Annotated in this window: 26 protein-coding genes, 1 tRNA gene and 1 pseudogene; 19 read left to right on the top strand and 9 right to left on the bottom strand. The window is 67.0% G+C overall.

Features of this window, described 5'->3' with window-relative positions; translation table 11 throughout:
- Positions 1 to 37: 37 nt before the first annotated feature.
- A complete protein-coding gene (locus OEZ60_RS07950; RefSeq protein ID WP_263334860.1) occupies positions 38 to 529 on the bottom strand; it encodes a GlcG/HbpS family heme-binding protein in 492 nt (163 codons plus the stop codon).
- Positions 526 to 900, bottom strand: a complete 375-nt coding sequence (locus OEZ60_RS07955) for a thioredoxin domain-containing protein (protein ID WP_263334862.1) — start codon at positions 898 to 900, stop codon at positions 526 to 528. Before OEZ60_RS07955 ends, OEZ60_RS07950 begins: the two co-directional genes overlap by 4 nt.
- 74 nt (positions 901 to 974) lie before the next feature.
- On the opposite strand from OEZ60_RS07955, the gene OEZ60_RS07960 reads away from it, so the two are divergent.
- From OEZ60_RS07960 to OEZ60_RS08020, 13 genes are all read left to right on the top strand, one after another.
- Positions 975 to 1,712: a cytochrome c biogenesis CcdA family protein gene (locus OEZ60_RS07960; protein WP_263335060.1), complete on the top strand. Its 738-nt coding sequence runs from the start codon at positions 975 to 977 to the stop codon at positions 1,710 to 1,712.
- A gap of 19 nt (positions 1,713 to 1,731) precedes the next feature.
- The gene (locus OEZ60_RS07965; RefSeq protein WP_263334864.1) at positions 1,732 to 2,298 is read left to right on the top strand and encodes a SoxW family protein; all 567 of its coding nucleotides are present in this window, start codon (positions 1,732 to 1,734) and stop codon (positions 2,296 to 2,298) included.
- A gap of 116 nt (positions 2,299 to 2,414) precedes the next feature.
- Complete coding sequence (soxX, locus tag OEZ60_RS07970; RefSeq protein WP_263334866.1) at positions 2,415 to 2,885, top strand: sulfur oxidation c-type cytochrome SoxX; 471 nt, start codon at positions 2,415 to 2,417, stop codon at positions 2,883 to 2,885.
- A gap of 41 nt (positions 2,886 to 2,926) precedes the next feature.
- Positions 2,927 to 3,346 carry a thiosulfate oxidation carrier protein SoxY gene (gene soxY / locus OEZ60_RS07975; protein WP_263334868.1) on the top strand — a complete coding sequence of 140 codons (420 nt, stop codon included), beginning with the start codon at positions 2,927 to 2,929 and terminating at the stop codon, positions 3,344 to 3,346.
- A gap of 17 nt (positions 3,347 to 3,363) precedes the next feature.
- On the top strand, positions 3,364 to 3,693 hold the full coding sequence (soxZ, locus tag OEZ60_RS07980) for a thiosulfate oxidation carrier complex protein SoxZ (protein WP_263334869.1): 330 nt from the start codon (positions 3,364 to 3,366) through the stop codon (positions 3,691 to 3,693).
- A gap of 71 nt (positions 3,694 to 3,764) precedes the next feature.
- Positions 3,765 to 4,616 carry a sulfur oxidation c-type cytochrome SoxA gene (gene soxA, locus OEZ60_RS07985; protein ID WP_263335062.1) on the top strand — a complete coding sequence of 284 codons (852 nt, stop codon included), beginning with the start codon at positions 3,765 to 3,767 and terminating at the stop codon, positions 4,614 to 4,616.
- Positions 4,617 to 4,733: 117 nt separating this feature from the next.
- Complete coding sequence (gene soxB / locus OEZ60_RS07990) at positions 4,734 to 6,425, top strand: thiosulfohydrolase SoxB (RefSeq protein ID WP_263334871.1); 1,692 nt, start codon at positions 4,734 to 4,736, stop codon at positions 6,423 to 6,425.
- Positions 6,426 to 6,459: 34 nt separating this feature from the next.
- Entirely contained in the window at positions 6,460 to 7,728 is a 1,269-nt protein-coding gene (gene soxC, locus OEZ60_RS07995) for a sulfite dehydrogenase (protein ID WP_263334872.1), read from the top strand.
- Positions 7,712 to 8,803 carry a c-type cytochrome gene (locus OEZ60_RS08000; RefSeq protein WP_263334874.1) on the top strand — a complete coding sequence of 364 codons (1,092 nt, stop codon included), beginning with the start codon at positions 7,712 to 7,714 and terminating at the stop codon, positions 8,801 to 8,803. The genes soxC and OEZ60_RS08000 overlap by 17 nt, the downstream gene beginning before the upstream one ends.
- Position 8,804: 1 nt before the next feature.
- Complete coding sequence (locus tag OEZ60_RS08005; RefSeq protein WP_263334875.1) at positions 8,805 to 9,524, top strand: c-type cytochrome; 720 nt, start codon at positions 8,805 to 8,807, stop codon at positions 9,522 to 9,524.
- A 23-nt stretch (positions 9,525 to 9,547) separates the two neighbouring features.
- Positions 9,548 to 10,813 carry an NAD(P)/FAD-dependent oxidoreductase gene (locus tag OEZ60_RS08010; protein ID WP_263334877.1) on the top strand — a complete coding sequence of 422 codons (1,266 nt, stop codon included), beginning with the start codon at positions 9,548 to 9,550 and terminating at the stop codon, positions 10,811 to 10,813.
- Between the two features lie 38 nt (positions 10,814 to 10,851).
- Complete coding sequence (locus tag OEZ60_RS08015; protein WP_263335064.1) at positions 10,852 to 11,283, top strand: DUF302 domain-containing protein; 432 nt, start codon at positions 10,852 to 10,854, stop codon at positions 11,281 to 11,283.
- 76 nt (positions 11,284 to 11,359) lie between these two features.
- The gene (locus OEZ60_RS08020) at positions 11,360 to 12,421 is read left to right on the top strand and encodes a YeeE/YedE family protein (RefSeq protein WP_263334879.1); all 1,062 of its coding nucleotides are present in this window, start codon (positions 11,360 to 11,362) and stop codon (positions 12,419 to 12,421) included.
- A gap of 41 nt (positions 12,422 to 12,462) precedes the next feature.
- Here the strand turns inward: OEZ60_RS08020 and OEZ60_RS08025 are convergent, their stop codons facing one another.
- The 4 genes from OEZ60_RS08025 to OEZ60_RS08040 form a co-directional block, all read right to left on the bottom strand.
- Positions 12,463 to 12,723 (bottom strand): hypothetical protein, encoded by a 261-nt coding sequence (locus OEZ60_RS08025; protein ID WP_263334881.1) that lies wholly within the window; start codon positions 12,721 to 12,723, stop codon positions 12,463 to 12,465.
- Positions 12,724 to 12,784: 61 nt separating this feature from the next.
- Positions 12,785 to 14,218 carry an ABC transporter permease subunit gene (locus OEZ60_RS08030; protein ID WP_263334883.1) on the bottom strand — a complete coding sequence of 478 codons (1,434 nt, stop codon included), beginning with the start codon at positions 14,216 to 14,218 and terminating at the stop codon, positions 12,785 to 12,787.
- Entirely contained in the window at positions 14,215 to 15,126 is a 912-nt protein-coding gene (locus tag OEZ60_RS08035; protein WP_263334884.1) for an ABC transporter permease, read from the bottom strand. The genes OEZ60_RS08030 and OEZ60_RS08035 overlap by 4 nt, the downstream gene beginning before the upstream one ends.
- Positions 15,123 to 16,178, bottom strand: coding sequence for an ABC transporter ATP-binding protein (locus OEZ60_RS08040; protein WP_317852825.1), 1,056 nt, complete (start codon positions 16,176 to 16,178; stop codon positions 15,123 to 15,125). Before OEZ60_RS08040 ends, OEZ60_RS08035 begins: the two co-directional genes overlap by 4 nt.
- A gap of 232 nt (positions 16,179 to 16,410) precedes the next feature.
- On the opposite strand from OEZ60_RS08040, the gene OEZ60_RS08045 reads away from it, so the two are divergent.
- The gene (locus OEZ60_RS08045; protein ID WP_411709789.1) at positions 16,411 to 16,872 is read left to right on the top strand and encodes a GNAT family N-acetyltransferase; all 462 of its coding nucleotides are present in this window, start codon (positions 16,411 to 16,413) and stop codon (positions 16,870 to 16,872) included.
- Positions 16,873 to 16,882: 10 nt separating this feature from the next.
- Here OEZ60_RS08045 and OEZ60_RS08050 read toward each other — a convergent pair whose 3' ends face one another.
- On the bottom strand, positions 16,883 to 17,554 hold the full coding sequence (locus OEZ60_RS08050) for a DNA-3-methyladenine glycosylase I (RefSeq protein ID WP_263334886.1): 672 nt from the start codon (positions 17,552 to 17,554) through the stop codon (positions 16,883 to 16,885).
- 109 nt (positions 17,555 to 17,663) lie between these two features.
- On the opposite strand from OEZ60_RS08050, the gene OEZ60_RS08055 reads away from it, so the two are divergent.
- Positions 17,664 to 17,740: transfer RNA gene (locus OEZ60_RS08055), tRNA-Arg, on the top strand.
- 213 nt (positions 17,741 to 17,953) lie between these two features.
- On the opposite strand, the gene OEZ60_RS08060 is transcribed toward OEZ60_RS08055, so the two are convergent.
- A complete protein-coding gene (locus tag OEZ60_RS08060) occupies positions 17,954 to 19,057 on the bottom strand; it encodes a hypothetical protein (protein ID WP_263335069.1) in 1,104 nt (367 codons plus the stop codon).
- Positions 19,058 to 19,122: 65 nt separating this feature from the next.
- Positions 19,123 to 19,284: pseudogene (locus OEZ60_RS08065) on the bottom strand (IS3 family transposase); the annotation flags it as partial.
- 59 nt (positions 19,285 to 19,343) lie between these two features.
- Between OEZ60_RS08065 and OEZ60_RS08070 the strand changes: the two are divergent.
- The 4 genes from OEZ60_RS08070 to OEZ60_RS08085 all read left to right on the top strand — a co-directional run bounded on the left by OEZ60_RS08070 (position 19,344) and on the right by OEZ60_RS08085 (position 25,214).
- A complete protein-coding gene (locus OEZ60_RS08070; protein WP_263334888.1) occupies positions 19,344 to 19,499 on the top strand; it encodes a hypothetical protein in 156 nt (51 codons plus the stop codon).
- A gap of 173 nt (positions 19,500 to 19,672) precedes the next feature.
- Positions 19,673 to 21,001, top strand: a complete 1,329-nt coding sequence (locus tag OEZ60_RS08075; protein WP_263334889.1) for an amidase — start codon at positions 19,673 to 19,675, stop codon at positions 20,999 to 21,001.
- Positions 21,002 to 21,126: 125 nt separating this feature from the next.
- Positions 21,127 to 22,305 (top strand): aminotransferase class I/II-fold pyridoxal phosphate-dependent enzyme, encoded by a 1,179-nt coding sequence (locus tag OEZ60_RS08080; protein ID WP_263334891.1) that lies wholly within the window; start codon positions 21,127 to 21,129, stop codon positions 22,303 to 22,305.
- A gap of 11 nt (positions 22,306 to 22,316) precedes the next feature.
- Positions 22,317 to 25,214 carry a DNA translocase FtsK gene (locus OEZ60_RS08085; RefSeq protein ID WP_263334893.1) on the top strand — a complete coding sequence of 966 codons (2,898 nt, stop codon included), beginning with the start codon at positions 22,317 to 22,319 and terminating at the stop codon, positions 25,212 to 25,214.
- The last annotated feature ends 23 nt before the right edge of the window (positions 25,215 to 25,237 follow it).

Raw genomic sequence — 25,237 nt, forward strand, 5'->3', positions numbered from 1 at the left:
TGGTGCGTCCAACGGGGTGAATCCTTTCAGCTCGGGCTCAGAAGCTGATGTCGTCCTCCACGGCAGCGATTCCCGCGCGGGCGCAGGCGTCGTCGAGATCCGGCCCCGGCGCCCCGGAAACGCCGACTCCGCCGACCAGCGATCCGGCCGCGTCCACCGGCACCCCGCCGCCGAGCGCGATTGCCTGCGACAGGTCGCGGATCCCCGACGAGATCGTGCCCGCTCCGGTCTCTTCCGCAAGCGCCAAGGTGTCGGTGCGGAAGCTCACCGCCGTCCAGGCCTTGCGCCGCGCGGTTTCCTCGACATGGGGCCCCGCGAACTGGTCGCGGAGAAAGACCTGCGTCACGCCGAACCGGTCGACCACTGTGACGCCGACCTGGTAGCCCTTGCCGCGGCAATCCTCCAACGCCGCCTGGGCGAGACGGAGCGCGGTCTCCGGTTTCATCACGCTGAACTGGACAAGCGCCTCGTTGTCCTGCGCCACGGCAGGACCGGCAAACAGCGCGACGGCAAGTGCCACTTTCTTCATTCCTCGCTCTCCCTTTCGTATTGGCCCGTCTCGACGAGCATCTTTCCAAGCAATCCCCAGAAGAAATCCTCGCCCGGATGGCCTTCGATCCGGCCGGCCTCGCGCCCGTCGGCCAAGAGGATGAAGGTCGGCGTGAACACCGGCCGTGCCCCGATTTCGGCATCCGCCGGATACGGCCCGTGTACTTGCACGCGCTCCAGCGGAGCCGCCCGGCCCTCGGGCGTCTTCGGATAGATCGGGGCGATCACCCGGTCCCACTCGGCGCAATAGGCACAGCCCTCGCGCTCGATCATCAGGAGCCGGAGATCGGCCTGCGCTGCGCTTGCAGCGGTGCCGGCCAGAAGCGAAAGGCAGATCAGGGCGCTACGCATTGTTGACGCCTGCATTATTACATATAAATATCGTAATATGTTTTTGCACGACCGGCAAGGCGAGGTGTTCGGTGCTGCTCGATCCCACAATTGGCGGCGCGATTCTGGCCGGGCTGCTGTCGTTCCTGTCGCCCTGCATCCTGCCGATGGTGCCGTTCTACCTGTGCTACATGGCCGGCATCTCGATGGCGGAGCTGCGGTCGGACGCGTCGGTGGCGCCGGGCGCGCAGCGGCGTCTGGTCCTGTCGGCGGTCTTCTTCGCGCTCGGCGTGACCTCGATCTTCGTGCTCCTCGGCATGGGGGCCACCGCGATCGGCAATGCCTTCCGGCAGTGGATGGAGCCCCTGTCCTGGGTTGCCGCCGTGGTACTTCTGGTCTTCGGGCTGCACTTTCTCGGGATCCTGCGGATCCCGTTCCTGTACCGCGAAGCGCGGATCGAGGCGAAGGTGGCGCCGACGACCATCGCCGGGGCCTATGTCATGGGCCTCGCCTTCGGCTTCGGCTGGACGCCCTGCGTCGGACCGGCGCTCGCGGCGATCCTGATGGTCGCGTCCAGCCTCGACACGATCTGGCGCGGGGCGATGCTGCTCATGGTCTACGGGCTGGCAATGACCGCGCCGTTCGTGCTGGCCGCCGTCTTCGCCAAGCCGTTCCTGAGCTGGATAGGCCGATACCGGAAATACCTTGGCCATGTGGAAAAGGTCATGGGTCTCATGCTGATCGTCTTCGCGGCGCTGATCGCGACCGGGTCGGTCAATGCGATCGCCCAGTTCATGATCGAGCACATGCCCTGGACCATGAACTTCGTTTGACCCTGCAAGGGAGGAAGCCATGAAGACCATCATCCACGCGCTCGCCATTCTCGCCGCGCTCGCGACGCCTGCGCTGGGCGTCGAGCTCGGCGATGACGGCCTGCACAAGCCCGACTGGCTGCGCGACACGTTCAAGGACCTGCGCGAGGATCTGGCCGAGGCGAATGCCGAGGGAAAGCGCCTGATGGTCATCATCGAGCAGCGCGGCTGCATCTACTGCACCCGCATGCACGAGGAGATCTTCCCCGACCCCGAGATCGACGCGCTGATCCGCGACAACTACTTCGTCGTGCAGATGAACCTTTTCGGCGATGTCGAGGTCACCGATTTTGACGGAACGGTGCTGCCGGAAAAGGAGATGGCCGTGCGTTGGGGGGTGGTGTTCACCCCGACGATGATCTTCTTCCCCGAGGAGGTTCCCGAAGGGTTGACGGCCGCGCAGGCTTCGGTCTTCACCGTGCCGGGCGCGTTCGAAAGAGGGACCACCTCGGCCCTCTTTACCTGGGTTCGCGACCACGGTTACGAAACAGGTGAGCATTTCCAGCACTTCGTGGCGGAACGCGCGAACGCGGGCGGTTCGAACTGACTGTCTGCCTCTCGAAGCTAGAATACATTCTCACATTCACGTAGTTGAATTTTTTGTTGCGTGCGACAGTTTGCCTCGGGTACGCTCTGAGTCGGAGGAAATCAGGGAGGACTTCGATGAAGCGCCAGATTGTTCTTGGCCTTGCCTTGTCGGCGCTCGCGGCCCCGGCGATGGGCGCGACGGCGCCGTCGGCGGTGTCGTTCGCGGAAGGCGCGGTGGCCGGGTCCCTGACCGGGACGGCGGGCAACCCGGAAGAGGGGATGAAGGTGATTTCGGATCGCGGGCTTGGCAACTGCGTTGCCTGTCATGTGATCTCGGCGATGCCGGACGTCGCTTTCCAGGGCAATGTCGGACCGACCCTCGACGGGGCCGCCGACCGCTGGAGCGAGCAACAGCTCAGGGGCATCGTCGCCGATGCCAAGAAGACCTTCGACGGCACGATCATGCCGTCCTTCTACAAGAACGAGGGCTACATTCGCCCCGGCGACGCCTTCACCGGAAAGGCGGCCGAGGGTGAACTGGCGCCGCTGCTGACGGCGCAGCAGATCGAGGACGTGGTGGCCTATCTCCTGACGCTCAAGGAATGAGCGGGCGGGGACGGACGGATCGAATGAGAAGGAAGCAAGCGATGCAACTATCCAGACGAAACGCGATGGCGATCGGCCTCGGCGGCGTCGCCCTTGCCGTCCTGCCGCGGCAGGTGCGCGCGGCGACGGTCGAGGAGCTCACGGCGGCCTTCGCAGGCGGCGCCGCGGTCGGGACCGGCGGGCTCACCCTGACGGCGCCGGAGATCGCGGAAAACGGCAACACGGTGCCGATCTCGGTCTCCGCACCGGGGGCCGCGGCGATCATGCTCATCGCCACGGGGAACCCGACGCCCGCTGTCGGCACGTTCAACTTCGGCCCGGCGGCCGGGTCGCAGGCGGTTTCCACGCGAATTCGCTTGGCCAAGACCCAGGATGTGATCGCCATGGCGAAGATGGCTGACGGCAGTGTCGTGCAGGCTCAGGCTACGGTCAAAGTCACCATCGGCGGCTGCGGCGGCTGAGGCAAGGGAGCAATGAAATGGCAAAAGACGTCAAACCCCGCGTGAAGGTTCCGAGCTCGGCCGCTGCCGGCGACGTGGTGACCATCAAGACGCTGATCAGCCACCCGATGGAGTCGGGCCAGCGCAAGGACAAGGACGGGAGCCTCATCCCGCGCTCGATCATCAATCGCTTCACCTGCGACTTCAACGGCCAGAACGTCATCGACGTGACGCTGGAGCCGGCGATCTCGACCAACCCCTACTTCGAGTTCGACGCCAAGGTCGATGCGGCCGGAGAGTTCAAGTTCACCTGGTACGACGATGACGGCTCCGTCTACGAGGAAACCAAGGCGATCGAGGTCGCCTGACGCGTTGGGCAAGGATGGCGCCGCCGTCGGCCCCGCCGGCGGGCGCCTCTCAGGGAGGAAAACGGATGAAGATGAGAATACTCGCCGGCACCTGCGCCCTCGCGGCCTTTGCGCTCTCGGGCCTCTCGGCGGTGGCGGATCCCGCAGATGACACGCTGGTCGTCAACGGCGAGATCCAGATGATCACCCATACCGACAAGGCGCCGGACTATATCGACGGTCTGAGTGAGCAGTACTCGGGCTGGCACTTCCGCGAGGCCGACACCCGCGTGATGCAGGCCGACGACTTCGACAATCCTGGCATGCTCGGCGTCGAGGCCGCGACCGAGGTCTGGAACGCGGTCGACGGAAGCGAGGGCAAGGCCTGCGCGTCCTGCCACGAAGCGCCCGAAAGCATGGCGGGCGTGCGGACCCAGATGCCGAGTTTCAACGAGGCCAAGGGCGAGATGTACACGATGGAGATGTACATCAACGAATGCCGGGCCGAGCGCATGGGGGCCGAGGCCTGGGACTGGGACAGCTCCGACATGGTCAACATGACGGCGCTGATCTCCTCGGTCTCGCGCGGGATGCCGATGAACGTGGCCGTCGACGGGCCCGCCCAGTCCTACTGGGAGAAGGGCAAGGAGATGTACTACACCCGCTATGGCCAGCTCGAACTCGCCTGTTCGAACTGCCACGAGGACAATTACGGCAACTTCATCCGCGCCGACCACCTGAGCCAGGGTCAAATCAACGGCTTCCCGGTCTACCGGCTGAAGGACGCCAAACTCTCGTCGATCCACAACCGCTTCAAGGGCTGCATCCGCGACACGCGGGGCGAGACCTTCAAGCCGGGCTCGCCCGAGCTCATCGCGCTGGAGCTTTACGTCGCCTCGCGCGGCAACGGGCTGTCGGTCGAGGGGCCGTCGGTGCGCAACTAGTGACGGCGGCCGGGCGGTCCATCGCCCGGCCGTTGCATCCGCTCAATGAATGACGAGGCAGGGCAGCACGCGCTTCGGCGCGCGGGCGGGCTTTTGCCCAAGGATAAGGACGTAGAGATGATCTCGCGGCGGGACTTTCTTCAGGCGACGGTGGCGGCCTCGGCGCTCTGGGGCGCGTCGGGCGTCGGCAACTGGGCGCGGCTCGCCGCGCAGCAGCGGCTCACGCAGGCCCAGCTTCTGGAGTTCGAGGATTACGGCAACGTGACCCTCATCCACATCACCGACATCCATGCCCAGATGAAACCACTCTGGTTCCGCGAGCCGGAGATCAACATCGGCGTCGGCGACAACCGGGGTGTGCCGCCGCATGTCACGGGTGCCGACTTCCTGAAAATGTTCGACATCGAAACCGGCAGTCCCCATGCCTATGCGCTGACCTACCAGGATTTCGAGGCGCTGGCGAAGGCCTACGGCCGGATGGGCGGGCTCGACCGCTGCGCGACCGTGATCAAGGCGATCCGTGCGGCGCGACCCGATGCGCTGCTGCTGGATGGCGGCGACACGTGGCAGGGCTCGCTCACCGCGCAGCGCACGCTTGGTCAGGACATGGTCAACGTGATGAACGCGCTGAAGCCCGATGCGATGACCTCGCACTGGGAGTTCACGCTCGGCATCGACCGGGTGACCGAGATCGTCGAGGGGCTCGCCTTCCCCTTCCTCGGCGCCAACATCTTCGACGCCGAATGGAACGAGCCGGCCTACGAGCCCTACAAGATGTTCGAGGTGGGCGGTGCGCAGGTCGCGGTGATCGGCCAGGCTTTCCCCTACCTGCCCATCGCCAACCCGAAATGGATGTTCCCCGGCCTTTCCTTCGGTGTGCGCGAGGAGCGCATGGCCGAGGTAGTGGCAGAGGTCCGCGACGCCGGCGCCGATCTGGTCGTGGTGCTTTCCCACAACGGTTTCGACGTCGACCGCAAGATGGCCGGCAATGTCGAGGGGATCGACGTGATCCTCACCGGCCATACCCATGACGCTCTGCCCGAGCCGGTGATGGTGGGCAAGACGCTGCTGATCGCCTCCGGCTCGAACGGCAAGTTCATCAGCCGTGTCGATCTCGACGTCCAGAACGGTCAGATGATGGGCTTCAAGCACAAGCTGATCCCGATCTTCTCGGACGTGATCACCCCTGACGCCGAGGTCGCCGCGCTGATCGACGCCGAGCGCGAGCCCTTCAAGGCGGAGCTTGAGGAGGTCATCGGCACGACCGACAGCCTCCTCTACCGGCGTGGCAACTTCAACGGCACCTGGGACGACCTGATCTGCAACGCGCTGATCGACGAGCATCAGGCCGACATCGCACTGTCGCCGGGCTTCCGCTGGGGGCCGTCGCTCCTGCCCGGCGAGCCGATCACCCGCGAGGATCTGCACAACGCGACCGCGATGAACTACCCGGCCGCCTACCACACGGAAATGACCGGCGAGACGCTCCACACGATCCTCGAGGACGTGGCCGACAACCTCTTCAACCCCGACCCCTATTACCAGCAGGGCGGCGACATGGTCCGCGTCGGCGGCATGGGCTACCGCATCGACGTGACCAAGCCGCAAGGTTCCCGCATCACCGAGATGACGATGCTCAAGTCCGGCGAGGCGGTCGATCCGGCAAAGACCTATGCCGTCGCCGGTTGGGCCAGCGTCAACGAGGGCACCGAAGGCCCGGCGATCTGGGATCTCGTCGAGGCGTGGATCAAGAAGCAGGGCACCGTGTCGATCGATCCCAACACCTCCGTGCAGGTCGCGGGGGCATGAGATGAGCAAGAAGACCACGAGACAGGAGGTTTCAATGTCTGGAACCGTCGAGACAGGCACCAGCCGCCGCGCCTTCCTCGGCGCCGGGCTTGCCGCCGGCGCCGCCGTCGCGACCACGGGGCTGGCCCGCGCGCAGGAAGCCGACCCTCTGATCACCGAGGTGCAGGACTGGTCCTCCGCCTTCGGCGATCCAGTCGACGCGACGCCCTACGGAATGCCGATTCACTACGAATCCCACGTCGTCCGGCGCAATGTCGAATGGCTGACGGAAAGCCCGGTCTCCTCGATCAATTTCACGCCGATTCATGCTCTTGAAGGCACGATCACCCCGCAGGGCTGTGCCTTCGAACGCCACCACTCCGGAGCGATCGAACTGGCGAAGCAGGATTACCGGCTGATGATCTCGGGCCTCGTCGAGAGGCCGCTGGTCTTCACCTATGAGGATCTGACGCGGTTCCCTCGGACGATCACCACGGCCTTCTGCGAATGCGCGGCCAATGGCGGCATGGAATGGGGGGGCGCGCAGCTTGAAGGCTGCCAGTTCACCCAAGGCATGATCCACAACATGGAATATACCGGCGTGCCGCTGCGGCTGCTGCTGGAGGAAGCCGGGGTGAAGCCCGAGGGCAAGTGGGTCTATGCCGAGGGCGCCGATGCCTCCTCGAACGGTCGCTCGATGCCTCTGGAAAAGGCGATGGACGATGTGCTCGTGGCCTTCTTCGCCAATGGCGAGGCCCTTCGGAAGGAACACGGCTACCCGGTCCGGCTGGTCGTGCCGGGGTTCGAAGGCAACATGTGGGTCAAGTGGCTGCGCCGCATCGGGGTCTATGATCGGGCCGTTGAAAGCCGCGAGGAGACCTCGAAATACACCGACCTGATGCCCGACGGCCGGGCGCGGAAATGGACCTGGGTGATGGATGCGAAGTCGGTCATCACCTCGCCCTCTCCGCAAGCGCCGATCCGTCATGGCAAGGGGCCTCTGGTGATCACCGGCCTCGCCTGGTCCGGTCATGGCAAGGTCGCGCGCGTCGACGTCTCGCTCGACGGCGGCGTGAACTGGGTCGAGGCGCGGCTCACGGGCGACGTGAAATCGAAGGCCCTCACCCGCTTCCACCTCGACCTCGACTGGGACGGATCGGAGATGTTCCTGCAGTCGCGCGCGGTCGACGAGACCGGGTACGTCCAGCCCACCAAGAACCAGCTGCGCGAGATCAGGGGGCTGAACAACGTCTACCACAACAATGGCATCCAGACCTGGTGGGTCCGCGCCGACGGGGAGGTCGAGAATGTCGAAATCGCTTAAGCTTCTCGCCCCCGCGCTCGCGCTTCTGGCCGCACCCGCCTTCGCCGAACCGCTCGGTCTCGGCCGCGCCGCGTTGCCCGAGGAGATCGCGGCCTGGGATGTCGCGGTCCTGCCCGACGGCACCGGCCTGCCGGAAGGCTCTGGCGACGCCTTCACCGGCGACGAGGTCTTCGCCGAGAAATGCGCCTCCTGCCACGGCGATTTCGCGGAAGGCATCGACAACTGGCCGGTGCTGGCGGGCGGACAGGGGTCTCTGACGAACCGCCGACCGGTCAAGACGATCGGCTCGTACTGGCCGCATCTCTCGACGGTCTGGGACTACATCCACCGCTCGATGCCCTTCGGCGCGGCCCAGACCGTGAGCGCGGACGAGGCTTACGCGATCACCGCCTTCCTGCTCTATTCGAACGGGGTCGTGGAGGACGATTTCGAACTGTCGAAAGAGAACTTTGCGGAAATCGTGCTGCCCAACGCCGAGGGCTTCTACCCCGACGACCGGCCCGCAACGGAGTACCCGCTCTTCTCCGTCGCGCCCTGCATGCAGGGCTGCCGAGAGCCGGTGAAGGTCACCAAGCGCGCGGTCGAACTGAACGTCACGCCGATGGATCCGGACGGCAAGCCCGCGGGCACGCTTCCGGACCTGCGCGTCGGGGCAGCTGCGGGACAGGCCACCACAGAGGAAACCGCGCCCGAAACCGAACAGTCCGACGCGGAGCCTGCCGGCGAGACCGCCTCCGAGACCGCCGCCGCCGATCCGGCGTTGGTCGAGGCGGGCGCGAAGGTCTTCAAGAAATGCCAGGCCTGTCACAAGGTCGGCGAAGGCGCCAAGAACGCCACCGGCCCGGCGCTGAACGGCATCGTCGATGGCGCAGCCGGCAGTGTCCAGGGCTTTCGATACTCCAAGCCCATGCAGGCCGCCGCGGAAGGCGGACTGGTCTGGAGCCATGAGGCGCTTGCCGAGTTCCTTGCCGACCCCAAGGGCTACATGAAGGGGACCAAGATGTCCTTCGCTGGCCTGAAGAAGCCCGAAGAGATCGAGGCGGTTATCGCGTATCTCGCCTCGGTCGGTGGGTGAGATGGCCGGGCGGGGCGCGACATGCCTCGCCCTTTGCCTAGCGCTCGCCGGGGCGCCGGGCACGACCGCTCTGCGCGCGGCCGAGATCGGCGATGCCGAACGCGGGGCCGAGATCTTCGGCGAGTGCTCTGGCTGCCACGAGATCGGGCCGGAGGCTGAGAACGCCATAGGTCCCAAGCTCAACGGCGTCTTCGGCAGACGCGCTGCCGCCGTCGACGGGTTCGCTTATTCGAAAAGCCTGACCCGCGCCGGGCGGGACGGCCTCATCTGGACGCTCAAGACCCTCGACGCCTATGTCGCGAACCCGCGCATGTTCGCCTCGGGGACGCGCATGTCCTATCCTGGCCTGAAGGACGAGACCGACCGCGCCGACCTCCTCGCTTTCCTGCGCGATTACTCCGACCGCCCGCGCGACATCCCCGAGGCGGAGCCGACCGCGCGCCGCAGCCTGCCCGAACTGCCGCCGGACATCCTCGCCTTGAAGGGCGATCCGGCCTACGGCGAATACCTCGCGGGCGAATGCCAGACCTGTCACCGCGCCGATGGAGGGGATGCCGGCATCCCCTCCATCACGCGCTGGCCCGAGGAGGATTTCGTGCTGGCAATGCACGCCTACAAGCAGAAGCTGAGGCCGCACCCGGTCATGCAGATGATGGCCGGGCGCCTTGCCGAGGAAGAGATCGCGGCGCTCGCCGCCTATTTCGCAACCTTGACGGAGTGATTTCAGTAACGGGAGGAATGACGATGACGATGCAGAGACGCCAATTTCTTGGCACGATGGCGGCGGCCGGTGCGGTGCTCGGGGCGCCCGCCGTCTTCGGGCAGGCGAAGCCTCGCGTGGTCGTCATCGGCGGCGGCGCGGGCGGGGCCACCTGCGCGCGCTACATCGCGAGGGATTCCGAGGGCGCGATCGACGTGATCCTCGTCGAGCCCAGCGAAGTCTACTACACCTGCTTCTTCTCCAACCTCTACCTCGGCGGCTTCCGCGACTTCGAGAGCCTCGGCCACCGCTACGACAAGCTCGCCTCCGACTATGGCATCACGCTTGCCCGCGACATGGCGGCGGGTGTCGACCGAGACGCCGGAACCGTGACGCTGGCGGGCGGCGAGATGCTTTCCTACGACCGGCTGGTCATCGCGCCGGGGATCGACTTCGCCGATGGTTCGGTGCCGGGCTGGGATCTTTCCAAGGCCGAGATCATGCCGCATGCCTACAAGGCCGGGCCTCAGACCCAGCTCCTGAAGGCGCAGGTGGAGGCGATGCCCGAGGGCGGCACCTTCTGCATGATCGCGCCGCCCAATCCCTACCGCTGCCCGCCGGGACCCTATGAGCGGATTTCGATGGTCGCGCATCTCCTCACGCAGGCGAACCCCTCGGCGAAGATCCTCCTCGTCGATCCCAAGGAGAAATACTCGAAACAGGGGCTCTTCGAGGAGGGCTGGCAGCGGCATTACTCGGGGATGATCACCCGCATCGGCCCGGATTTCGGCGGCGACAAGGTCGAGGTGCGCCCCGAGGCTATGGAGGTGGTGATCGACGGCGAGGTCGAGCGCGTCGATGTCTGCAACGTGATCCCCGGCCAGCGCGCCGGTGCCATCGCCGAGGCGGCGGGCGTGACGGATGATACCGGCTGGGTGCCGGTCAATCCGCATTCCATGGCCAGCCGCGCCGACCCGAAGGTCTTCGTTCTGGGCGACGCATCGGCGCAGGGCGACATGCCGAAATCCGGTTTCGCCGCCAACAGCCAGGCCAAGGTCGCCGCGATGGTGATCCGGGCCGAGCTTTCGGGTTCGAAGGCGTTTCCGGCGAAGTATTCCAACACCTGCTGGTCGCTCATCGCCACCGATGACGGCGTGAAGGTCGGCGCCTCCTACGAGGCCACGGACGAGAAGATCGCGAGTGTCGACAGCTTCATCAGCCAGACCGGCGAGGACGCAGCACTTCGCAAGGCGACCTACGAGGAGAGCCTCGGATGGTACGCGGGCATCACCGCCGACATCTTCGGCTAGGAAGACCGGTTTCCAAACATGGAGGAACGGACATGCGGATGAGATGGAAAGCGGCGCTCGCCGCACTCGTGGTTTCGGCCGGTGGCGCGGTGGCGCAGGACGCGACCACCTATCCCTTCGACGGCAGCTTCGAGGACGCGACCTTCAGCGTCGAGACCGCGATCGTCGGCAAGGGCCTGGTGATCGACTATGTCAGCCATGTCGGCGACATGCTGAACCGCACCGGCGCGGACGTGGGCAGCGACGTCAAGATCTTCGACGCGGCCGACATCTTCCTCTTCTGCTCCGTGCAGATCTCGCGGAAGGTGATGGAGGCCGACCCGATGAACATCGCGCATTGCCCGTACGGCATCTTCGTGACCGACCGCGAGGGCGCGGTGTCGATCGGGTATCGTAACCAGCCCGACGGCCCGATGCAGGAGGTGCAGACGCTCCTCGATTCCATCGCGCGGGAGGCCGCCGGCCAGTAGCGCAAGGGGGTTGATGCAGGTCATGCCGCGCCGCTTGCGCCCGCGCTGGAGGCAGGCTGATGGGTAAGGAGAAGCCATGCTCGAGGCGCTGATCGACCGGCTGGGCGAGCCGGTCATGCTGTTCGGTTTCGGTCTCATCATCGGTGCGGTGTTCGGCGCGGCGGCACAGCATTCGCGCTTCTGCCTGCGCGGCGCCACGCTCGAAGTGGGGGCGTTCAGCATCGGGCCGCGGATGCTCGTCTGGATCATCGTCTTCGCGACTGCCGTATCGGTCACGCAGGGCGCCGTCGGCCTCGGCCTCCTCGACGTGTCGGCGGCCCGCCAGTTCGCCGCGACCGGCAGCCTGTCCGGCGCGATCATCGGCGGGCTGATGTTCGGCGCGGGCATGATCCTCGCGCGCGGATGCGTGAGCCGGCTGCTCGTTCTCTCGGCCACCGGGAACCTGCGCGCGATCATGACCGGTCTCGTCGTCACGCTCGTGGCGCAGGCAAGCCTTCGCGGCGCCCTGTCGCCGGCGCGGGAAATGCTGGCGCGGCTCTGGACGGTCGAGGGCGGCGCGGGCCGCAGCCTGGGGGAACGGCTCGGCATCGGCTCCGGTGCGGCCGGCGCGGTCTCCGCGATCGTCCTCCTCGCCGCGCTCGTCATGGCCTTCCGTCGCGCGTCGGCACCGAGCCATGTCGTCGCCGCGCTCTTCGTCGGCCTCGCGGTCGCGGCGGGCTGGATCGCGACGGCAAGCCTCGCGGCGGTGTCGCTCGAGATCGTGCCGGTCTCCAGCATCACCTTCACCGGTCCGTCGGCCGATACGCTGATGGGGCTCGTGAACGAACGCTACCTGCCGCTCAGTTTCGCCGTGGGCCTCGTGCCCGGCGTCTTCGCCGGGTCGCTGGCCATGTCGCTGGCCACGCGCGAGTTCGGCGTCGCGCGCTTCGGCCCCGATGCCCCGATGGAGCGCTACCTGATCGGCGCCGTGCTCATGGGCTTCGGCAGCATGCTCGCCGGCGGCTGCGCCGTCGGAGCGGCGGTATCGGGAGGCGCGCTCCTGTCGCTCACTGCGTGGGTCGCGGGGGCGTCAATGTGGGTCGGAGCCCTGCTGATGCCACTCTTCTTCCCGTCGCTCGCCAAAGAGAGGCCGCGCTAATCGCCAACGGCACACTGGCAGGGGCCCTATGGTCGACAACCTCACGGCGCTCGGCGAATTGCCGTGACCACCGCCATCGTGAGGGCGGATCCAGCGAAACCGGCGATGGCGGGATCGGCCAGATCCCCGACATTCATGAAGTCGAGCGTGTCAAAGACCATGCCGCCGGCGAGCCCGCCGACAAGACCGGCCGCGATGTTGCCGACCGGGCCGAACCCTCTGGCAAACATGCTCGCCAGCCCGCCGACGATCGCGCCGCTGATCAGGCTTACGATGGAATCGACGCTCATCAGGTATTCCATTGGCGGATCTCCCAACCTCAACACGAAACGGGGTCGTCATGCGTTCGACTGTGCGCGAGGGTCATCTGGCAACCCCGGCGCCGGCGGCGTCGTTGCCGCGCCGCCAGCGTCTTGACCGGCGGGACAGCAGCGCGAGCAGGATCAACGCGACCGGCACGCCGATCGCAACCGGCAGCACGCCGGCAGGATTGGAACTCGTGAAGGGCATGACGGTCAGATGGAGGCCGGGGCTCGACACGGGCAGGCTCGTCGCCTCGGGACCGTCGGGCGTCGGGACGACCGTCAGATAGACCAGGTAGTCGCCTTCCAGGATCGCCTCGACCGTCCATGACTGCTCGACGGACTCGCCCGGTGCGAGCGGGTCGAGAGCCTGGGTCCGCTCGGGAGACCAGTCCTCGGGATCGACCGGATCGCCGATCTGGGTCTTGATGATGTTCATCGCCACGTTCAGCGGCGCCGACGGCCGCGTCCCGGTGTTCACCACCGTCGTGGTGAACTTGACCTCGTCGCCGGCATTGACCGTCTTGTAGGTGAGGTCGATCCCGATCTCGAGCGCCTGCCCCGGGATCCAGTCTTGCGCCGGGGCCGGCGCAGGCGTCAGGAACGACGCCGCCGCCGCGACCAGAACGGATGCCGCCGCACGCCGCGCGCCCTTCCAGAACGGCCGCGGCACACCGCCGTCGAGCCGCATCCGCGGGGCGGCATAGGCGAACAGCACGACGAGAATGACCGCGGCCGATAACAGGGTGGCTACGAGGTAGCCCGACTGCTCCGCGAGGGTGCGGTTGTTGACGAGGAGCTTCTCGATGAACGCGCTGGTGGCTTGCAGGGGATTCAGTTGCTGGATGAAGTAGCCGAGGTCTCCCTTGTGGGCGCCGCCAGGGAACTGGGTCGGAATGAGCAGGATCACATAGATCAGCAGGCAGGCGAGCAGGCTCTTCTTGTTCGACTTCGACCAGATGCTCACCAGCATGCCGAACCCGGTGAATGCCGCGGCCAGGACGGTCCCGAGCAGGGTTCCGATCACGACCGCCTGGCCGAACACCGCGTCCCCGCGTGCCACGGCGGCCATGTAGGGGATCGACAGGATCAGCGCCGCCGGCCAGGGCGAGAGCGCCGCGATGAACTTGCCGAGCACGATCTGGCGGCGGCTCGCCGGGGTGAGGAGCAGGGCCTCGAACGTGGCGCGCTCGCGTTCGCCGCTGATGCTGTCGGCGCCGAGGATCAGGCTGATCAGCACGCCGAAGGAAACGCTGCCCAGCAGGGTCAGATAGACCATCTCGGCCGCGGGGATCGCGCTGATCTGGCTTTCGGTGTTCTGCAGGACCGCCGCGGTCGACATCAGGATGCTGAACAGGATGAGCAGGATCAGCACGCGGCCGCCGATCCAGAGGTCGATCAGTTCCTGCTTGGCGATGATCCACCAGAGCGGGGGAGCGGATGCCGGGTCCGGTCGCGCGGGCTGCCGCGCGGACGCATCGTTCTGAAGATTCATCTGTTCCCCCCCGCTGAGTTGCCAGGTGCCCCGGTACCACCGCCCTGCGCATCCGGTTTCCTGCGCGCCGCCCCCGGTCCGAACCGGAACGGATTCGCCGGCTCCAGGCCGAGGCGCGGTGCCGCGTAGATGAGCAGCACGCCGAGCAGCAGCGCGATGAACACGGCCGGCACCACGAGGTAGATCCACAGCTCGCCCGGCGACTGGTTTTCGACGAGCGTCATTCTCAGGAACCGGCGCGACGCATCCACCGGGTTGACGACCGACAGGATGAAACCCGCGGTCGTGTTCTGGAATTCGGTGGGAAGCTGCGCCGGCAAGAGCGCCAGGACATAAATGAGCAGCGTTGCCGACAGGCTGACCTTGGTCGAGCGTGACCAGATGCTGATCAGCATCCCGAGACCGATGAACGTAATCGCCAGCAGCGTTCCGACGATCGCGCCCCAGAGCAGGATCCGGCCGAGGATCGGATCGCCCTTCGACAACACGATCAGATAGGGCGCGGAGAGGGCCAGCGTCACCGGCCACGGCGACAACGAGGCCAGGAACTTGCCCCAGACGATCTGGCGCCGCGAGACCGGCGTGAGCAGCAGCGCCTCCAGCGTCGCGCGTTCCCGCTCCCCGCTGATGCTCTCGGCGGCGAGGACGAGGCCGGTGAACAGCCCGAAGGTGATTGCGGCAAGCAGCGCGACCAGGACGGATTCGTTCAGCGGCAGCAGCTGTATCTCGTTGTTGGTCGCCACCAGATAGGCGGTGATCGACATCAGCACGCTGAACAGGATCAGCAGGTTGAGCACATGCCCGCCGGCCCAGAGTTCCGTGAGTTCATGGCGGAACACGGTCCAGCCGAGCGAGCTGTCGCGCGTGGCGTGCGCCGTTTCGTCGCCCGCGTTGGAACGGGCGTTCATTCGATTGCCTCGGCGGTCAGTTCGAGGAACACATCCTGCAAGCGGCGGCCTTCGACCTCGAGCCCGATGATCGGGATATCGGCGGCGATGAGCGCCGTGAGGATCGGGTTCATGCCGCGATCCTCCGGACGCGCGTCGGCCCCGTCGGGGTCGGCATGGTCCACCACCAGCCAGCCGGGATCGGTTTCGTTCGGCATCACCCCGGTCACGCCCGGCACCGACAGGAGAACGGTCGCGGCACCGGCCACGGCGTCTTTCGGAACCCGGATGCGCGCGGCCACCCGGTTGTCGAGAGCGCGCTTCGCGCGGCGGGTGACCTCGGCCACGGTGCCCTCCGCCACCACCCGCCCCGCATTCAGGATGACGACGTCGTCGCAGATATTCTCGATCTCCGGCAGGAGGTGGCTCGACAGGACGACGCCGGCGTCGCGCTCGCGCGCGATGCGCCGGATCATCGCCAAGAGTTCCGTCTGGCCGCGCGGATCGAGCCCGAGCGTCGGCTCGTCGAGAAAGACCACGGCGGGATCGTTGACGAGCGCGCGGGCGATCCCCAGCCGCTGGCGCATGCCGTGGCTGAACGTGCCGATCGCCGAGTCGACCCGGTTCTGCATCCCCACATCCTTGAGCAGCGCGAGCCCGACGGTCCGGGCTTCGGCCGCCGAACGCCCGAACAGGCGGCCGAAATAGACCAAATACTCGATCGAGGTGACGCCGTTCGGGAATCCCAGCCCTTCGGGCAGAACGCCGATCTTGCGGCGGATCTTCTTGGGGTCCTTCGAACTGACTCCGGCGACCGAGAAATCACCCGACGTCGGTTCCAGCATCGTCGTCAGTATCCGGATCGTCGTCGTCTTTCCTGCGCCATTCGGGCCGAGAAAGCCCAGCACGCGTCCCGGCTGCAACGAGAACGTCAAGCCGCGAAGGGCCGGTCCCGCACCGTAGGACTTGCAAAGGTTCCTGGCCGTCAGAACCGGGGCACGGGCGCCGGGCAATTCGGACCCGGACGGGTTGGCTTGTGAACGGGTGTCGGGCGCCATCGGCAACAACCTCATCGCAAAGGAAATTTCGGCTGGTTCCGTCAGGCTAACTCAGTGACTGGCGATGCGTCGATATGGTTCTTGGGGGTAACCTGATCGGCTAGGTCGACTCCACTCATTGCCCGATCGATATATACGGCCGGTCAGGGCGCCGGAGGGTCCGAGGGGCGGTCGTTTACCGGCAGTCGATGCCAGGCATTGATTTCCCGCGTGGAATCGTGTGGCGTGGCGGCCGAAAGGAACCGCCATGCCCACGATCCGCCCCGAGAGCCCGTTGACGCCCGACCTCGCCCTGCTGATGGAGCGGCACACCGCCGCCATGCACGCGGAGACGCCGCCTGAAAGCATTCACATGCTTGATGCCGAGGCGCTCGCGGGGCCGGGCATCGACTTCTTCGTCATGCGCGAGGACGGCCGGCCGGTCGGTATGGGGGCGCTGAAGCGGATCGACGCGACCCATGCCGAGATCAAGTCGATGCACGTCCTCGCCGAGCTTCGCGGCCGCGGTCTGGCGCGGGCGATGCTCGACCATCTTGTCGCCTCGGCGCAGGCGGCGGGCTACGGGCGGCTCAGCCTCGAGACCGGCAGCGAGCCTCTCTTCGCTGCGGCGCGCGGGCTCTACGAGCGGGCGGGTTTCGAGGAATGCCCTCCCTTCGATGGCTACCGGCTCGATCCCAATTCGGTCTACATGACGCGGGCACTCGGCTGAGCCCGGAGGGTCAGCCGCCGATGCTCATCGCGAGGACCTGGCTGATCTCGGTCAGGCTGCGGCCGGACTGTGCGCGCCAGCGGTTGAAGGCTTCCTGCACGGCGGCGAGGTCGCGCTTGGACGTCGGCGCCTTGTCGACGATGCCTTCGGCAATCAGCCGGGCGGTCACGTCGGCCGAAAGGATGTAAGCGTCCTTACCCATCAGGCGCAGCACGCGCTGGCCGGTCACGCCGCCGAGCCGGGCGCCGCGCCTCGCCATGAACGCGGTGAGACCGGCCTGGTCCGCGTCCGGCCAGTCGCTGAAGAAACCCGCAGCACTGCCGTGCTCGCGGGCGAGGTCGGTCAGGAAGACGGCATTGGCGATGACGGCAGCGATCTTGGCGCCGTTGCGGACGATGCCGGTGTCGGCGAGCAGCCGGTCCAAGTCCCGATCGCCGTATAGAGCGACCCGAGCGGGATTGAACCCCTCGAAAGCGGTCTCGAATCCGTCCCATTTCGCCTCGATCACCTTCCAGTGGAAACCGGCCTGGAACAGGCATTTGGCCATCGCCGAGAGCCAGCGGTCGTCGGGAACCGCTGCGAGCGCCTCGCGGGGGGCAGGCATGGCGAGCCGCGCTTCGAGGGCGGAAGGGCCGCCCTTCCGGGCAGCTGCAATGGCGAAGATCTCGTCGAAATCACGCATGGGGCGCCTCCGGTCCGCTCGCGTCGGCCGGTCCGGCCCGCGCGCCCGGAATGCTGACCCGACAGGAGCCTTGCACGCAAGGGGCGTGACCCGCTAAAGGGAGCGAAGCGGTCCCGTAGCTCAACTGGATAGAGCAGCTGACTTCTAATCAGCAGGCTGAGGGTTCGAGTCCTTCCGGGATCGCCAATTTTTCCATATTGTCGTGCCAATGGGTCATAAGTGTGCGCAAAATCGCTGTTTTCCGCGCGCACCACGTCAGGGGCTTTGCGTCTCATCGCCTCGAAATTGCGCTATCACATTGATAAATAACAATATTGTTTAAATGTCCCAGCCCGCATCCGGAATCCATGCAAACGGCGCTTGGTTCTTGACTGTGGCGCCAAAGCGCCTCCGCCAGGCTCACCGGAGCGCGATCTCAGCCTCGCGCCGCAGATAGACTGGTCCGAACTCCTGCCCATCATGCGAAAACCGCGCGACTCGCGCGGCGGCTAGCTTGGCCCCCAAAGAGTTCCGGTGCATCCCGGTCTGGGCGGCCAGTGTCGTCATGGTGACGAAGCGACGGTGGAAAGCCTCGATATCCGCCTGGGTCATTCGATACTGGGGCCGGTTGGTTTTGGGATGGAGCACGCGAAGTGCCGGGGTCTGACCCGCTTCGATCAAGGCGGTGAAGTCTCCATGGTCGCGCAGACCGACGGATCTGCCGAAGGAGGCTGCCGAAACAAAGCCAGGCAGCATTCGTCCGACGTCCGGCCGCGCGCTTAGAACTACCGCCGCCAGCGCATCCACATCGCGCTTGCGAACTACAATACTATGGAACCCTTTGGCCCCTGCCTGTTGGCCCTTGGTGAGCGCCCCTTCCCGGATAGCCTTGAGCAGATCTCCAAGACAGAGCCCGCTCCGATTGCGGGCGAGCAGCAGGGTCTCCCAATTTCCGTCCTCCGCAGAGACCGGCCTGGCGCCCTCCTCCAGGTCCGACATCAACTCTAACCCGTCCGACAGCCGCCACGGGTTCTTGACCTTCGAAGCCCGAACGCGTGGTGCCAACAATCCGTCCTTTTCCAGGGCGGCCAACTCCTGTCGGGTCGCGCCGATCGCGTCACGCATGGCGATAGGGCCCACAAGAGCCGGGATCTCGGCCAGAAGGGATGCATGGGCCTGAGCGTCGAACAGTTTCCGGGCTGGTGGGCGCCCATCCTGAGCGGAAATGGCCCCGGCCTCGATCAGGAAGTATTCGAGAACCTCCGCACCTACCCCTGTCTCCGCTGCGGCGGTTCGCAACGAATGAAACCGGCGCTCAGAGACCTCGGCACCCAGAACAACCTCTCCGGCGGCAATTGGCCAGTGGTCCAGGATGCATTCCCGCAGGATCTGGCGAAGGGCATCGAACGCCCTCTCGCCAAGATATTCTCGAGCCAGACGGGAATAGAGCGGCCCGAAGGACTTCTTCGGTTCAGCGAGAGGGCCGCTCGCCGATGCCGCAAGCCGGTCGAGAGCCTCGCGCATTGCGCCTGCCCCCCCGATGGCGGCCTCGAAACCTGCGGCATGAAGGCGTCCCGAAGCGAAACTGTCGTCCGGATACCGCCATACTGCTTGCGCCAGCGATAGTAGGTCTGCTCGGTAATCCGTACCTCGCGGATCGCGTCCACACGCGCCATCCCCTGTCCGACAAGCACCTCAACCTGCCGCAGCTTCGTGACAATCTCTTCCGGCTTGTGCCGCTTCGTAGCCATTCTGATCCTCCGTTTTCCTAAACATAACGGCGGACCACTTCATTGGGGGAGGATCAACATTGGTGAAGAGGATCGGTGCGCCGTCCTGCGCGGATGCCGCGAAAGCAACTCCGGAGAACGCGCATGACAAAAGCAAAGATCGAAGCGAGAAGCCCATTGAACTGTCCTTCATGTCTGAAACCACGCCGGTGAACACGCCCGGCAGGCGTGGTTGAATTCTCTATTAGAATCAATAACTAACCCGGATCTTCGTCGCATCAGGCCGGCCCGGAAATCACACGCGGCGAAGCCATGCGCTCGCCTCCGGCAGCGCGCTTGACGAGATGCGTCGCACTTTCCAAGAGCCAGGCGCGGCGATACCGTCAATCCGGTAAATAGGGAGGCATCCATGGCCGAATGGCGGCAGATGAGCGCGGGCGATCTCGGCCGCGCAATCGGGCGGGGCGAGATCGACCCCGAGGAACTGACGGCAGCCTTTCTGGACGCGATCCGCGCCCACGCGCACCGCGACCGCATCTATGCCCGCCTCACCGAGGCGCGCGCGCTCGAAGAGGCGGCTGCGGCGGCGAAGCGGGCGAAGGCGGGCCAGCGGCTCTCGCTCCTCGACGGGGTGCCGATCTCCTGGAAGGACCTCTTCGACACCGCCGGCACCGCCACCGAGGCCGGCTCGCGCCTCCTTGAGAACCGAGTGCCGGAACGCGACGCCGAGGTGCTCGCCAGCGCCACCCTCCAGGGCCTCGTCTGCCTTGGCAAGACCCACATGACCGAGCTCGCCTTTTCCGGCCTCGGCCTCAACCCGGTGACCGCGACCCCGCCCAACGTCCACGATCCCGCGCTCGCCCCCGGCGGCTCCTCCTCCGGCGCCGCCGCCTCGACCGCCTTCGGCCTCGCCGCGGCCGGGATCGGCTCCGACACCGGCGGCTCGGTCCGGGTGCCCGCCGCCTGGAACGACCTCGTCGGCCTCAAGACCACCTCGGGCCGCCTGTCCCTGAAGGGCGTCGTCCCGCTCTGCGCCCGCTTCGACACCGTCGGCCCGCTGACCCGCACCGTCGAAGACGCCGCCCTCCTCCTCGCCGCGCTCGAAGGCGCGAAACCCGCCGACCTCACCGGCGCAACGCTGAAGGGCACCCGTCTCATGGTGCTCGAGACCACCGCGCTCGAGGATCTCCGCCCCGAGCCGAAGGCCGGCTTCACCCACGCGCTCGAACGCCTCAAGGACGCCGGCGCCGAGATCACGAACGCCGCCTTCCCCGACCTCGTCGAGGCGATGTCGCTCGCCGGCATCCTCTACACGACCGAGGCCTACGGCACCTGGAAAGGCGCGATCGAGACCGCGCCGGAAAAGATGTACGGCCCCGTCCGCGACCGCTTCCGCGCCGGCGCCGCCCATTCCGGCGCCGATTACGTCGCCGCCTGGCACCGGCTCGACGCGATTCGGGCGCGCTGGGCCACGCTCACCGCCCGCTACGACGCGGTGCTCGTGCCGACCACGCCGAACCTGCCGCCCGAGGCGGCGCGGCTCGAATCCGAGCGCGACTATTTCGTCACCGAGAACCTGCTCACCCTGCGCAACACCCGCATCGCCAACCTGATGGGGATCCCGGCTCTGACCCTGCCGACCGGGCTGCCCGCGACAGGGATCACGCTGATGGGCACGGCCTTCGGCGAGGCCCGGCTCCTGCGCCTCGCTGCCGCCGCCGAGATCGCCTTGCGCTGAGGACGGAAATGCCACATTCCCCCTCCACCGGGCCGCGAAAATCGCTGCTTTTTCTGGACCGCGGCGGTGGCTGCGGCTAATCTGAATCCAAAATGGGGCGCAACGACCCTATAGATTGAGGCAGTATGGCGTTTCCCGAGCGGTTTTCGAACCTGCCAGATTACGCGTTCCCGCGCTTGCGGAAGTTGCTCGACCACCACAAACCCGGTGGCGAGCCCATTGCCATGACCATCGGCGAGCCGCGCCACCCGATGCCGGACTTCGTCGGCCCGATCCTTGAGAAGCATCTCTCCGAGTTCGGCAAGTATCCCCCGAACGAGGGCGCGCCGGGCCTTCTCGCCGCAATCGCCGGCTGGCTCCGGCTGCGCTACGGCGCCGATCTCTCGCCCGAGCGGCTCATGGTCCTGAACGGCACCCGCGAGGGGCTCTTCGACGCCTGCATGGCCCTCTGCCCCGAGGTCAAGAACGGCCGCCAGCCCGTGGTGCTGATGCCGAACCCGTTCTACCAGCCCTATGCCGCCGCCGCGCTGTCGGTCGGCGCCGAGCCCGTCTTCGTCCCGGCCGGCGCGGCCACCGGCTTTCTGCCCGACTACACCGCGCTTCCGGCCGACATCCTCGACCGCACCGCGCTCGCCTATCTCTGCTCGCCCGCGAACCCGCAAGGCTCCATCGCCTCGCGCGACTACATCGCCGAGGTTCTGGCACTCGCGGAAAAGCACGATTTCATCCTGCTCGCCGACGAATGCTATTCCGAGATCTGGCGCGATCAGCCGCCGGTCGGCGCGCTCCAGGTCGCCGACGAGATCGGCGCCGATCCCGAGCGGGTCGCGGTCTTCCATTCGCTGTCGAAACGCTCGAACCTGCCGGGCCTGCGCTCGGGCTTCGTCGCCGGCGGGCCCGAGGCGATCACCCGCTTCCGCCAGCTCCGGAACTACGGCGGCGCGCCGCTGCCGCTACCAATCCAGCACGTCTCGGAAAAGGCGTGGTCCGACGAGGCCCATGTCGAGGCGAACCGGGCGCTCTATCAGGAAAAGTTCCGCATTGCCGACCGCATCTTTGCCAAGGTTCAGGGCTACAAGGGACCGGACGGCGGCTTCTTCCTCTGGCTGCCGGTCGAGGACGGCGAGGAAGCGGCACTGAAACTCTGGCGCGAGACGGGGGTTAGGGTGCTCCCGGGCGCCTATCTCGCCCGCGACGTTGCGGGCTTGAATCCGGGGAAGGGTTACATTCGCGTTGCGATGGTGGCCCCAAAAGAAGAAATGCGGCGCGGGCTCGAGATGCTCCGCGACTGCCTCTACGGTTGAGGACGAGGGCTATGGCATCGTACCAGGCAAGACAGCGCGATCCGCTTCTGGATCAGAACCTGCAGGCTGCGCTCGAACGGCGCGGCAAGGAACTTCTGGGGCTGGCGCTTCTGGTCATGGCGGTGATGACGGCGATGATGCTCGCGAGCTACTCGCCCGACGACCCGAGCTGGCTCGCCGCCACCGACTCGCCCGCCCAGAACCTGCTCGGCACGTTCGGCGCCTCGATCGCCTCGCCGCTCTTCGTCATTGCCGGCTACGGTTCCTGGGGCATCGCTCTGGTCTTCGCCGCCTGGGGTCTGCGCTTCGTCTTCCATCGCGGCGAGGAACGCGCATTGTCCCGCGTGATCTTCGCACCGATCGCGGTGGCGCTGATGGCGGTCTATGCCTCGACCCATGTCGCGGGCGAGGGCTGGGCGCACAGCTTCGGGCTCGGCGGGCTTTTCGGCGACACCGTGCTCGGCGCGATCCTCGGCGTCGCGCCGGTCAGCGCCGCCTTCGGACTCAAGGTGATGTCCCTCCTCGTCGCTGGCGGCGCGCTCGCGATGGCGCTCTTCGTCCTGGGGTTCGACCTGCGCGAGCTCGCCGGGATCGCCCGGTTCCTGCTCGTCGGCACCATCGTCGGCTACGATTTGCTGATGCGCGCCGCCGGCCGCGGCGCGGTCGCCTCGGTGCGCGGCGCCCAGGCGCTGCAGGACAAGTCCCGCGCCCGCCGCGAAGCGGCCGTGGAACGCGCCTCCCGCTACGCCCCGGAGGACGAGGAGGAGGACGAGGAGATCGCCGTCGCCCCGGTCCGCCGCGCCCGTACTGCCGAGGCGCCCCGCGCCGACGTGCTCCGCGCCGAGCCGCGCTTCGCCGCCCCCGGCCCGGCGGCCCCGGCCCCGCGCGAGAAGCGCGGCTTCCTTGCCCGCGTGACCGGCCTCGCCCGCCGCGGCGCCGAGCCCGAGTACGAGCCCGAGCCGGAGCTGATCGAATCCTATCCGACACAGGGCGGCTGGAGCGCCGAGGCGCCGAGCCCCGACCGCATCCGCGCCCGCATCGCCGACGCGGTGCGCACCCGCACCGTCCATGTCGCCGACGGCGAGCCGCGCCAGCGGGTCGAGCCGCCGCTCACCGGCGCGCCGCGCTACATGCCGCAGCCCCGCCGCGCCGCGCCCGAGCCCGCCCCGGTCGCCGGCCTCGACGACGAGGACAGCTTCGACGCCGCCCCGCCGCTCACCGCCGAGCCGCTCTTCGACACCGAGGACCGCCCCGGCCCCGCCGAGCGCGACGACACCTTCGCCCTAGAACCCACCGCCCCGCGCCCGATCGTCCAGCACGGCGCCCAGAAACCCCCCGCCCCCTCGCGCCAGGCCCTGGCCGAGGCCCAGCCGCGCCTGCGCTTCGACGACACCGCCCCGACCTACGAGACCCCGCCGCTCTCGCTCCTGGCCTCCCCCACCTCGGTCCAGCGCCGCCCGCTCTCCGACGAGGCGCTGCAGGAGAACGCCCGCATGCTCGAAAGCGTCCTCGACGACTACGGCGTCAAGGGCGAGATCGTCTCCGTCCGCCCCGGCCCCGTCGTCACCATGTACGAGCTCGAACCCGCCCCCGGCCTCAAGGCCTCCCGCGTCATCGGCCTCGCCGACGACATCGCCCGCTCGATGTCCGCGCTTTCCGCCCGCGTCTCCACCGTCCCCGGCCGCACCGTCATCGGCATCGAACTCCCCAACGCCTTCCGCGAGAAGGTGGTCCTGCGCGAGATCCTCTCCGCCCGCGACTTCGGCGACTCGGGCCTCCGCCTCCCCCTCGCCCTGGGCAAGGACATCGCCGGCGAGCCCATCGTCGCCAACCTCGCCAAGATGCCCCACCTTCTCATCGCCGGCACCACCGGCTCGGGCAAGTCCGTCGCCATCAACACGATGATCCTCTCGCTCCTCTACAAGCTCACGCCCGAGGAATGCCGGCTCATCATGATCGACCCCAAGATGCTGGAGCTCTCCGTCTACGACGGCATTCCCCATCTCCTCTCCCCCGTCGTCACCGACCCCAAGAAGGCCGTCGTCGCGCTGAAATGGACCGTCGGCGAGATGGAGGAGCGCTACCGCAAGATGTCGAAGATGGGCGTGCGCAACATCGAGGGCTACAACGGCCGCGTCCGCGAGGCGCTCGCCAAGGGCGAGATGTTCAAGCGCACCGTCCAGACCGGCTTCGACGAGGAGACCGGCGACCCGGTCTTCGAGACCGAGGAGCTGATGCCCGAGGCGCTGCCCTACATCGTCGTCATCGTCGACGAGATGGCCGACCTGATGATGGTCGCGGGGAAAGAGATCGAGGCCTGCATCCAGCGCCTCGCCCAGATGGCCCGCGCCAGCGGAATCCACCTGATCATGGCGACCCAGCGGCCCTCCGTCGACGTCATCACCGGCACGATCAAGGCCAACTTCCCGACCCGGATCTCCTTCCAGGTCACCTCCAAGATCGACAGCCGCACCATTCTGGGCGAGATGGGCGCCGAACAGCTCCTCGGCATGGGCGACATGCTCTACATGGCCGGCGGCAGCCGCATCACCCGCATCCACGGGCCCTTCGTGTCGGATGAAGAGGTCGAGGAGATCGTCAACCACCTGAAGAGCTTTGGCCCGCCCGAGTACATGTCCGGCGTGGTCGAGGGCCCCGACGACGAGAAGGAGGCCGACATCGACCTCGTCCTGGGGCTCGGCGGCAACACCGACGGCGAGGACGCGCTTTACGATCAGGCGGTGCAGGTCGTGCTGCGCGACCGGAAAGTGTCCACCTCCTACATCCAGCGCAAGCTCGGCATCGGCTACAACAAGGCCGCGCGGCTCGTCGAGCAGATGGAGGAGGAGGGCCTCGTCTCCCCCGCCAACCATGTCGGCAAGCGCGAGATTCTGGTGCCGGAGCAGTAGGGTATGGCTCCGCACAGTTTGCT

This window comes from Albidovulum salinarum, assembly GCF_025673475.1.
Taxonomy (GTDB): Bacteria; Pseudomonadota; Alphaproteobacteria; order Rhodobacterales; family Rhodobacteraceae; genus Albidovulum; species Albidovulum salinarum.

What these genes read in the sequence shown, in the direction of transcription:
- OEZ60_RS07950 (WP_263334860.1), bottom strand. Translation starts at nt 529, where the DNA reads ATGAAGAAAGTGGCACTTGCCGTCGCGCTGTTTGCCGGTCCTGCCGTG.
- OEZ60_RS07955 (WP_263334862.1), bottom strand. Translation starts at nt 900, where the DNA reads ATGCGTAGCGCCCTGATCTGCCTTTCGCTTCTGGCCGGCACCGCTGCA.
- OEZ60_RS07965 (WP_263334864.1), top strand. Translation starts at nt 1,732, where the DNA reads ATGAAGACCATCATCCACGCGCTCGCCATTCTCGCCGCGCTCGCGACG.
- soxX (WP_263334866.1), top strand. Translation starts at nt 2,415, where the DNA reads ATGAAGCGCCAGATTGTTCTTGGCCTTGCCTTGTCGGCGCTCGCGGCC.
- soxY (WP_263334868.1), top strand. Translation starts at nt 2,927, where the DNA reads ATGCAACTATCCAGACGAAACGCGATGGCGATCGGCCTCGGCGGCGTC.
- soxZ (WP_263334869.1), top strand. Translation starts at nt 3,364, where the DNA reads ATGGCAAAAGACGTCAAACCCCGCGTGAAGGTTCCGAGCTCGGCCGCT.
- soxA (WP_263335062.1), top strand. Translation starts at nt 3,765, where the DNA reads ATGAGAATACTCGCCGGCACCTGCGCCCTCGCGGCCTTTGCGCTCTCG.
- soxB (WP_263334871.1), top strand. Translation starts at nt 4,734, where the DNA reads ATGATCTCGCGGCGGGACTTTCTTCAGGCGACGGTGGCGGCCTCGGCG.
- soxC (WP_263334872.1), top strand. Translation starts at nt 6,460, where the DNA reads ATGTCTGGAACCGTCGAGACAGGCACCAGCCGCCGCGCCTTCCTCGGC.
- OEZ60_RS08000 (WP_263334874.1), top strand. Translation starts at nt 7,712, where the DNA reads ATGTCGAAATCGCTTAAGCTTCTCGCCCCCGCGCTCGCGCTTCTGGCC.
- OEZ60_RS08005 (WP_263334875.1), top strand. Translation starts at nt 8,805, where the DNA reads ATGGCCGGGCGGGGCGCGACATGCCTCGCCCTTTGCCTAGCGCTCGCC.
- OEZ60_RS08010 (WP_263334877.1), top strand. Translation starts at nt 9,548, where the DNA reads ATGACGATGCAGAGACGCCAATTTCTTGGCACGATGGCGGCGGCCGGT.
- OEZ60_RS08015 (WP_263335064.1), top strand. Translation starts at nt 10,852, where the DNA reads ATGAGATGGAAAGCGGCGCTCGCCGCACTCGTGGTTTCGGCCGGTGGC.
- OEZ60_RS08020 (WP_263334879.1), top strand. Translation starts at nt 11,360, where the DNA reads ATGCTCGAGGCGCTGATCGACCGGCTGGGCGAGCCGGTCATGCTGTTC.
- OEZ60_RS08025 (WP_263334881.1), bottom strand. Translation starts at nt 12,723, where the DNA reads ATGGAATACCTGATGAGCGTCGATTCCATCGTAAGCCTGATCAGCGGC.
- OEZ60_RS08030 (WP_263334883.1), bottom strand. Translation starts at nt 14,218, where the DNA reads ATGAATCTTCAGAACGATGCGTCCGCGCGGCAGCCCGCGCGACCGGAC.
- OEZ60_RS08035 (WP_263334884.1), bottom strand. Translation starts at nt 15,126, where the DNA reads ATGAACGCCCGTTCCAACGCGGGCGACGAAACGGCGCACGCCACGCGC.
- OEZ60_RS08040 (WP_317852825.1), bottom strand. Translation starts at nt 16,178, where the DNA reads ATGAGGTTGTTGCCGATGGCGCCCGACACCCGTTCACAAGCCAACCCG.
- OEZ60_RS08045 (WP_411709789.1), top strand. Translation starts at nt 16,411, where the DNA reads ATGCCCACGATCCGCCCCGAGAGCCCGTTGACGCCCGACCTCGCCCTG.
- OEZ60_RS08050 (WP_263334886.1), bottom strand. Translation starts at nt 17,554, where the DNA reads ATGCGTGATTTCGACGAGATCTTCGCCATTGCAGCTGCCCGGAAGGGC.
- OEZ60_RS08060 (WP_263335069.1), bottom strand. Translation starts at nt 19,057, where the DNA reads ATGCGCGAGGCTCTCGACCGGCTTGCGGCATCGGCGAGCGGCCCTCTC.
- OEZ60_RS08075 (WP_263334889.1), top strand. Translation starts at nt 19,673, where the DNA reads ATGGCCGAATGGCGGCAGATGAGCGCGGGCGATCTCGGCCGCGCAATC.
- OEZ60_RS08080 (WP_263334891.1), top strand. Translation starts at nt 21,127, where the DNA reads ATGGCGTTTCCCGAGCGGTTTTCGAACCTGCCAGATTACGCGTTCCCG.
- OEZ60_RS08085 (WP_263334893.1), top strand. Translation starts at nt 22,317, where the DNA reads ATGGCATCGTACCAGGCAAGACAGCGCGATCCGCTTCTGGATCAGAAC.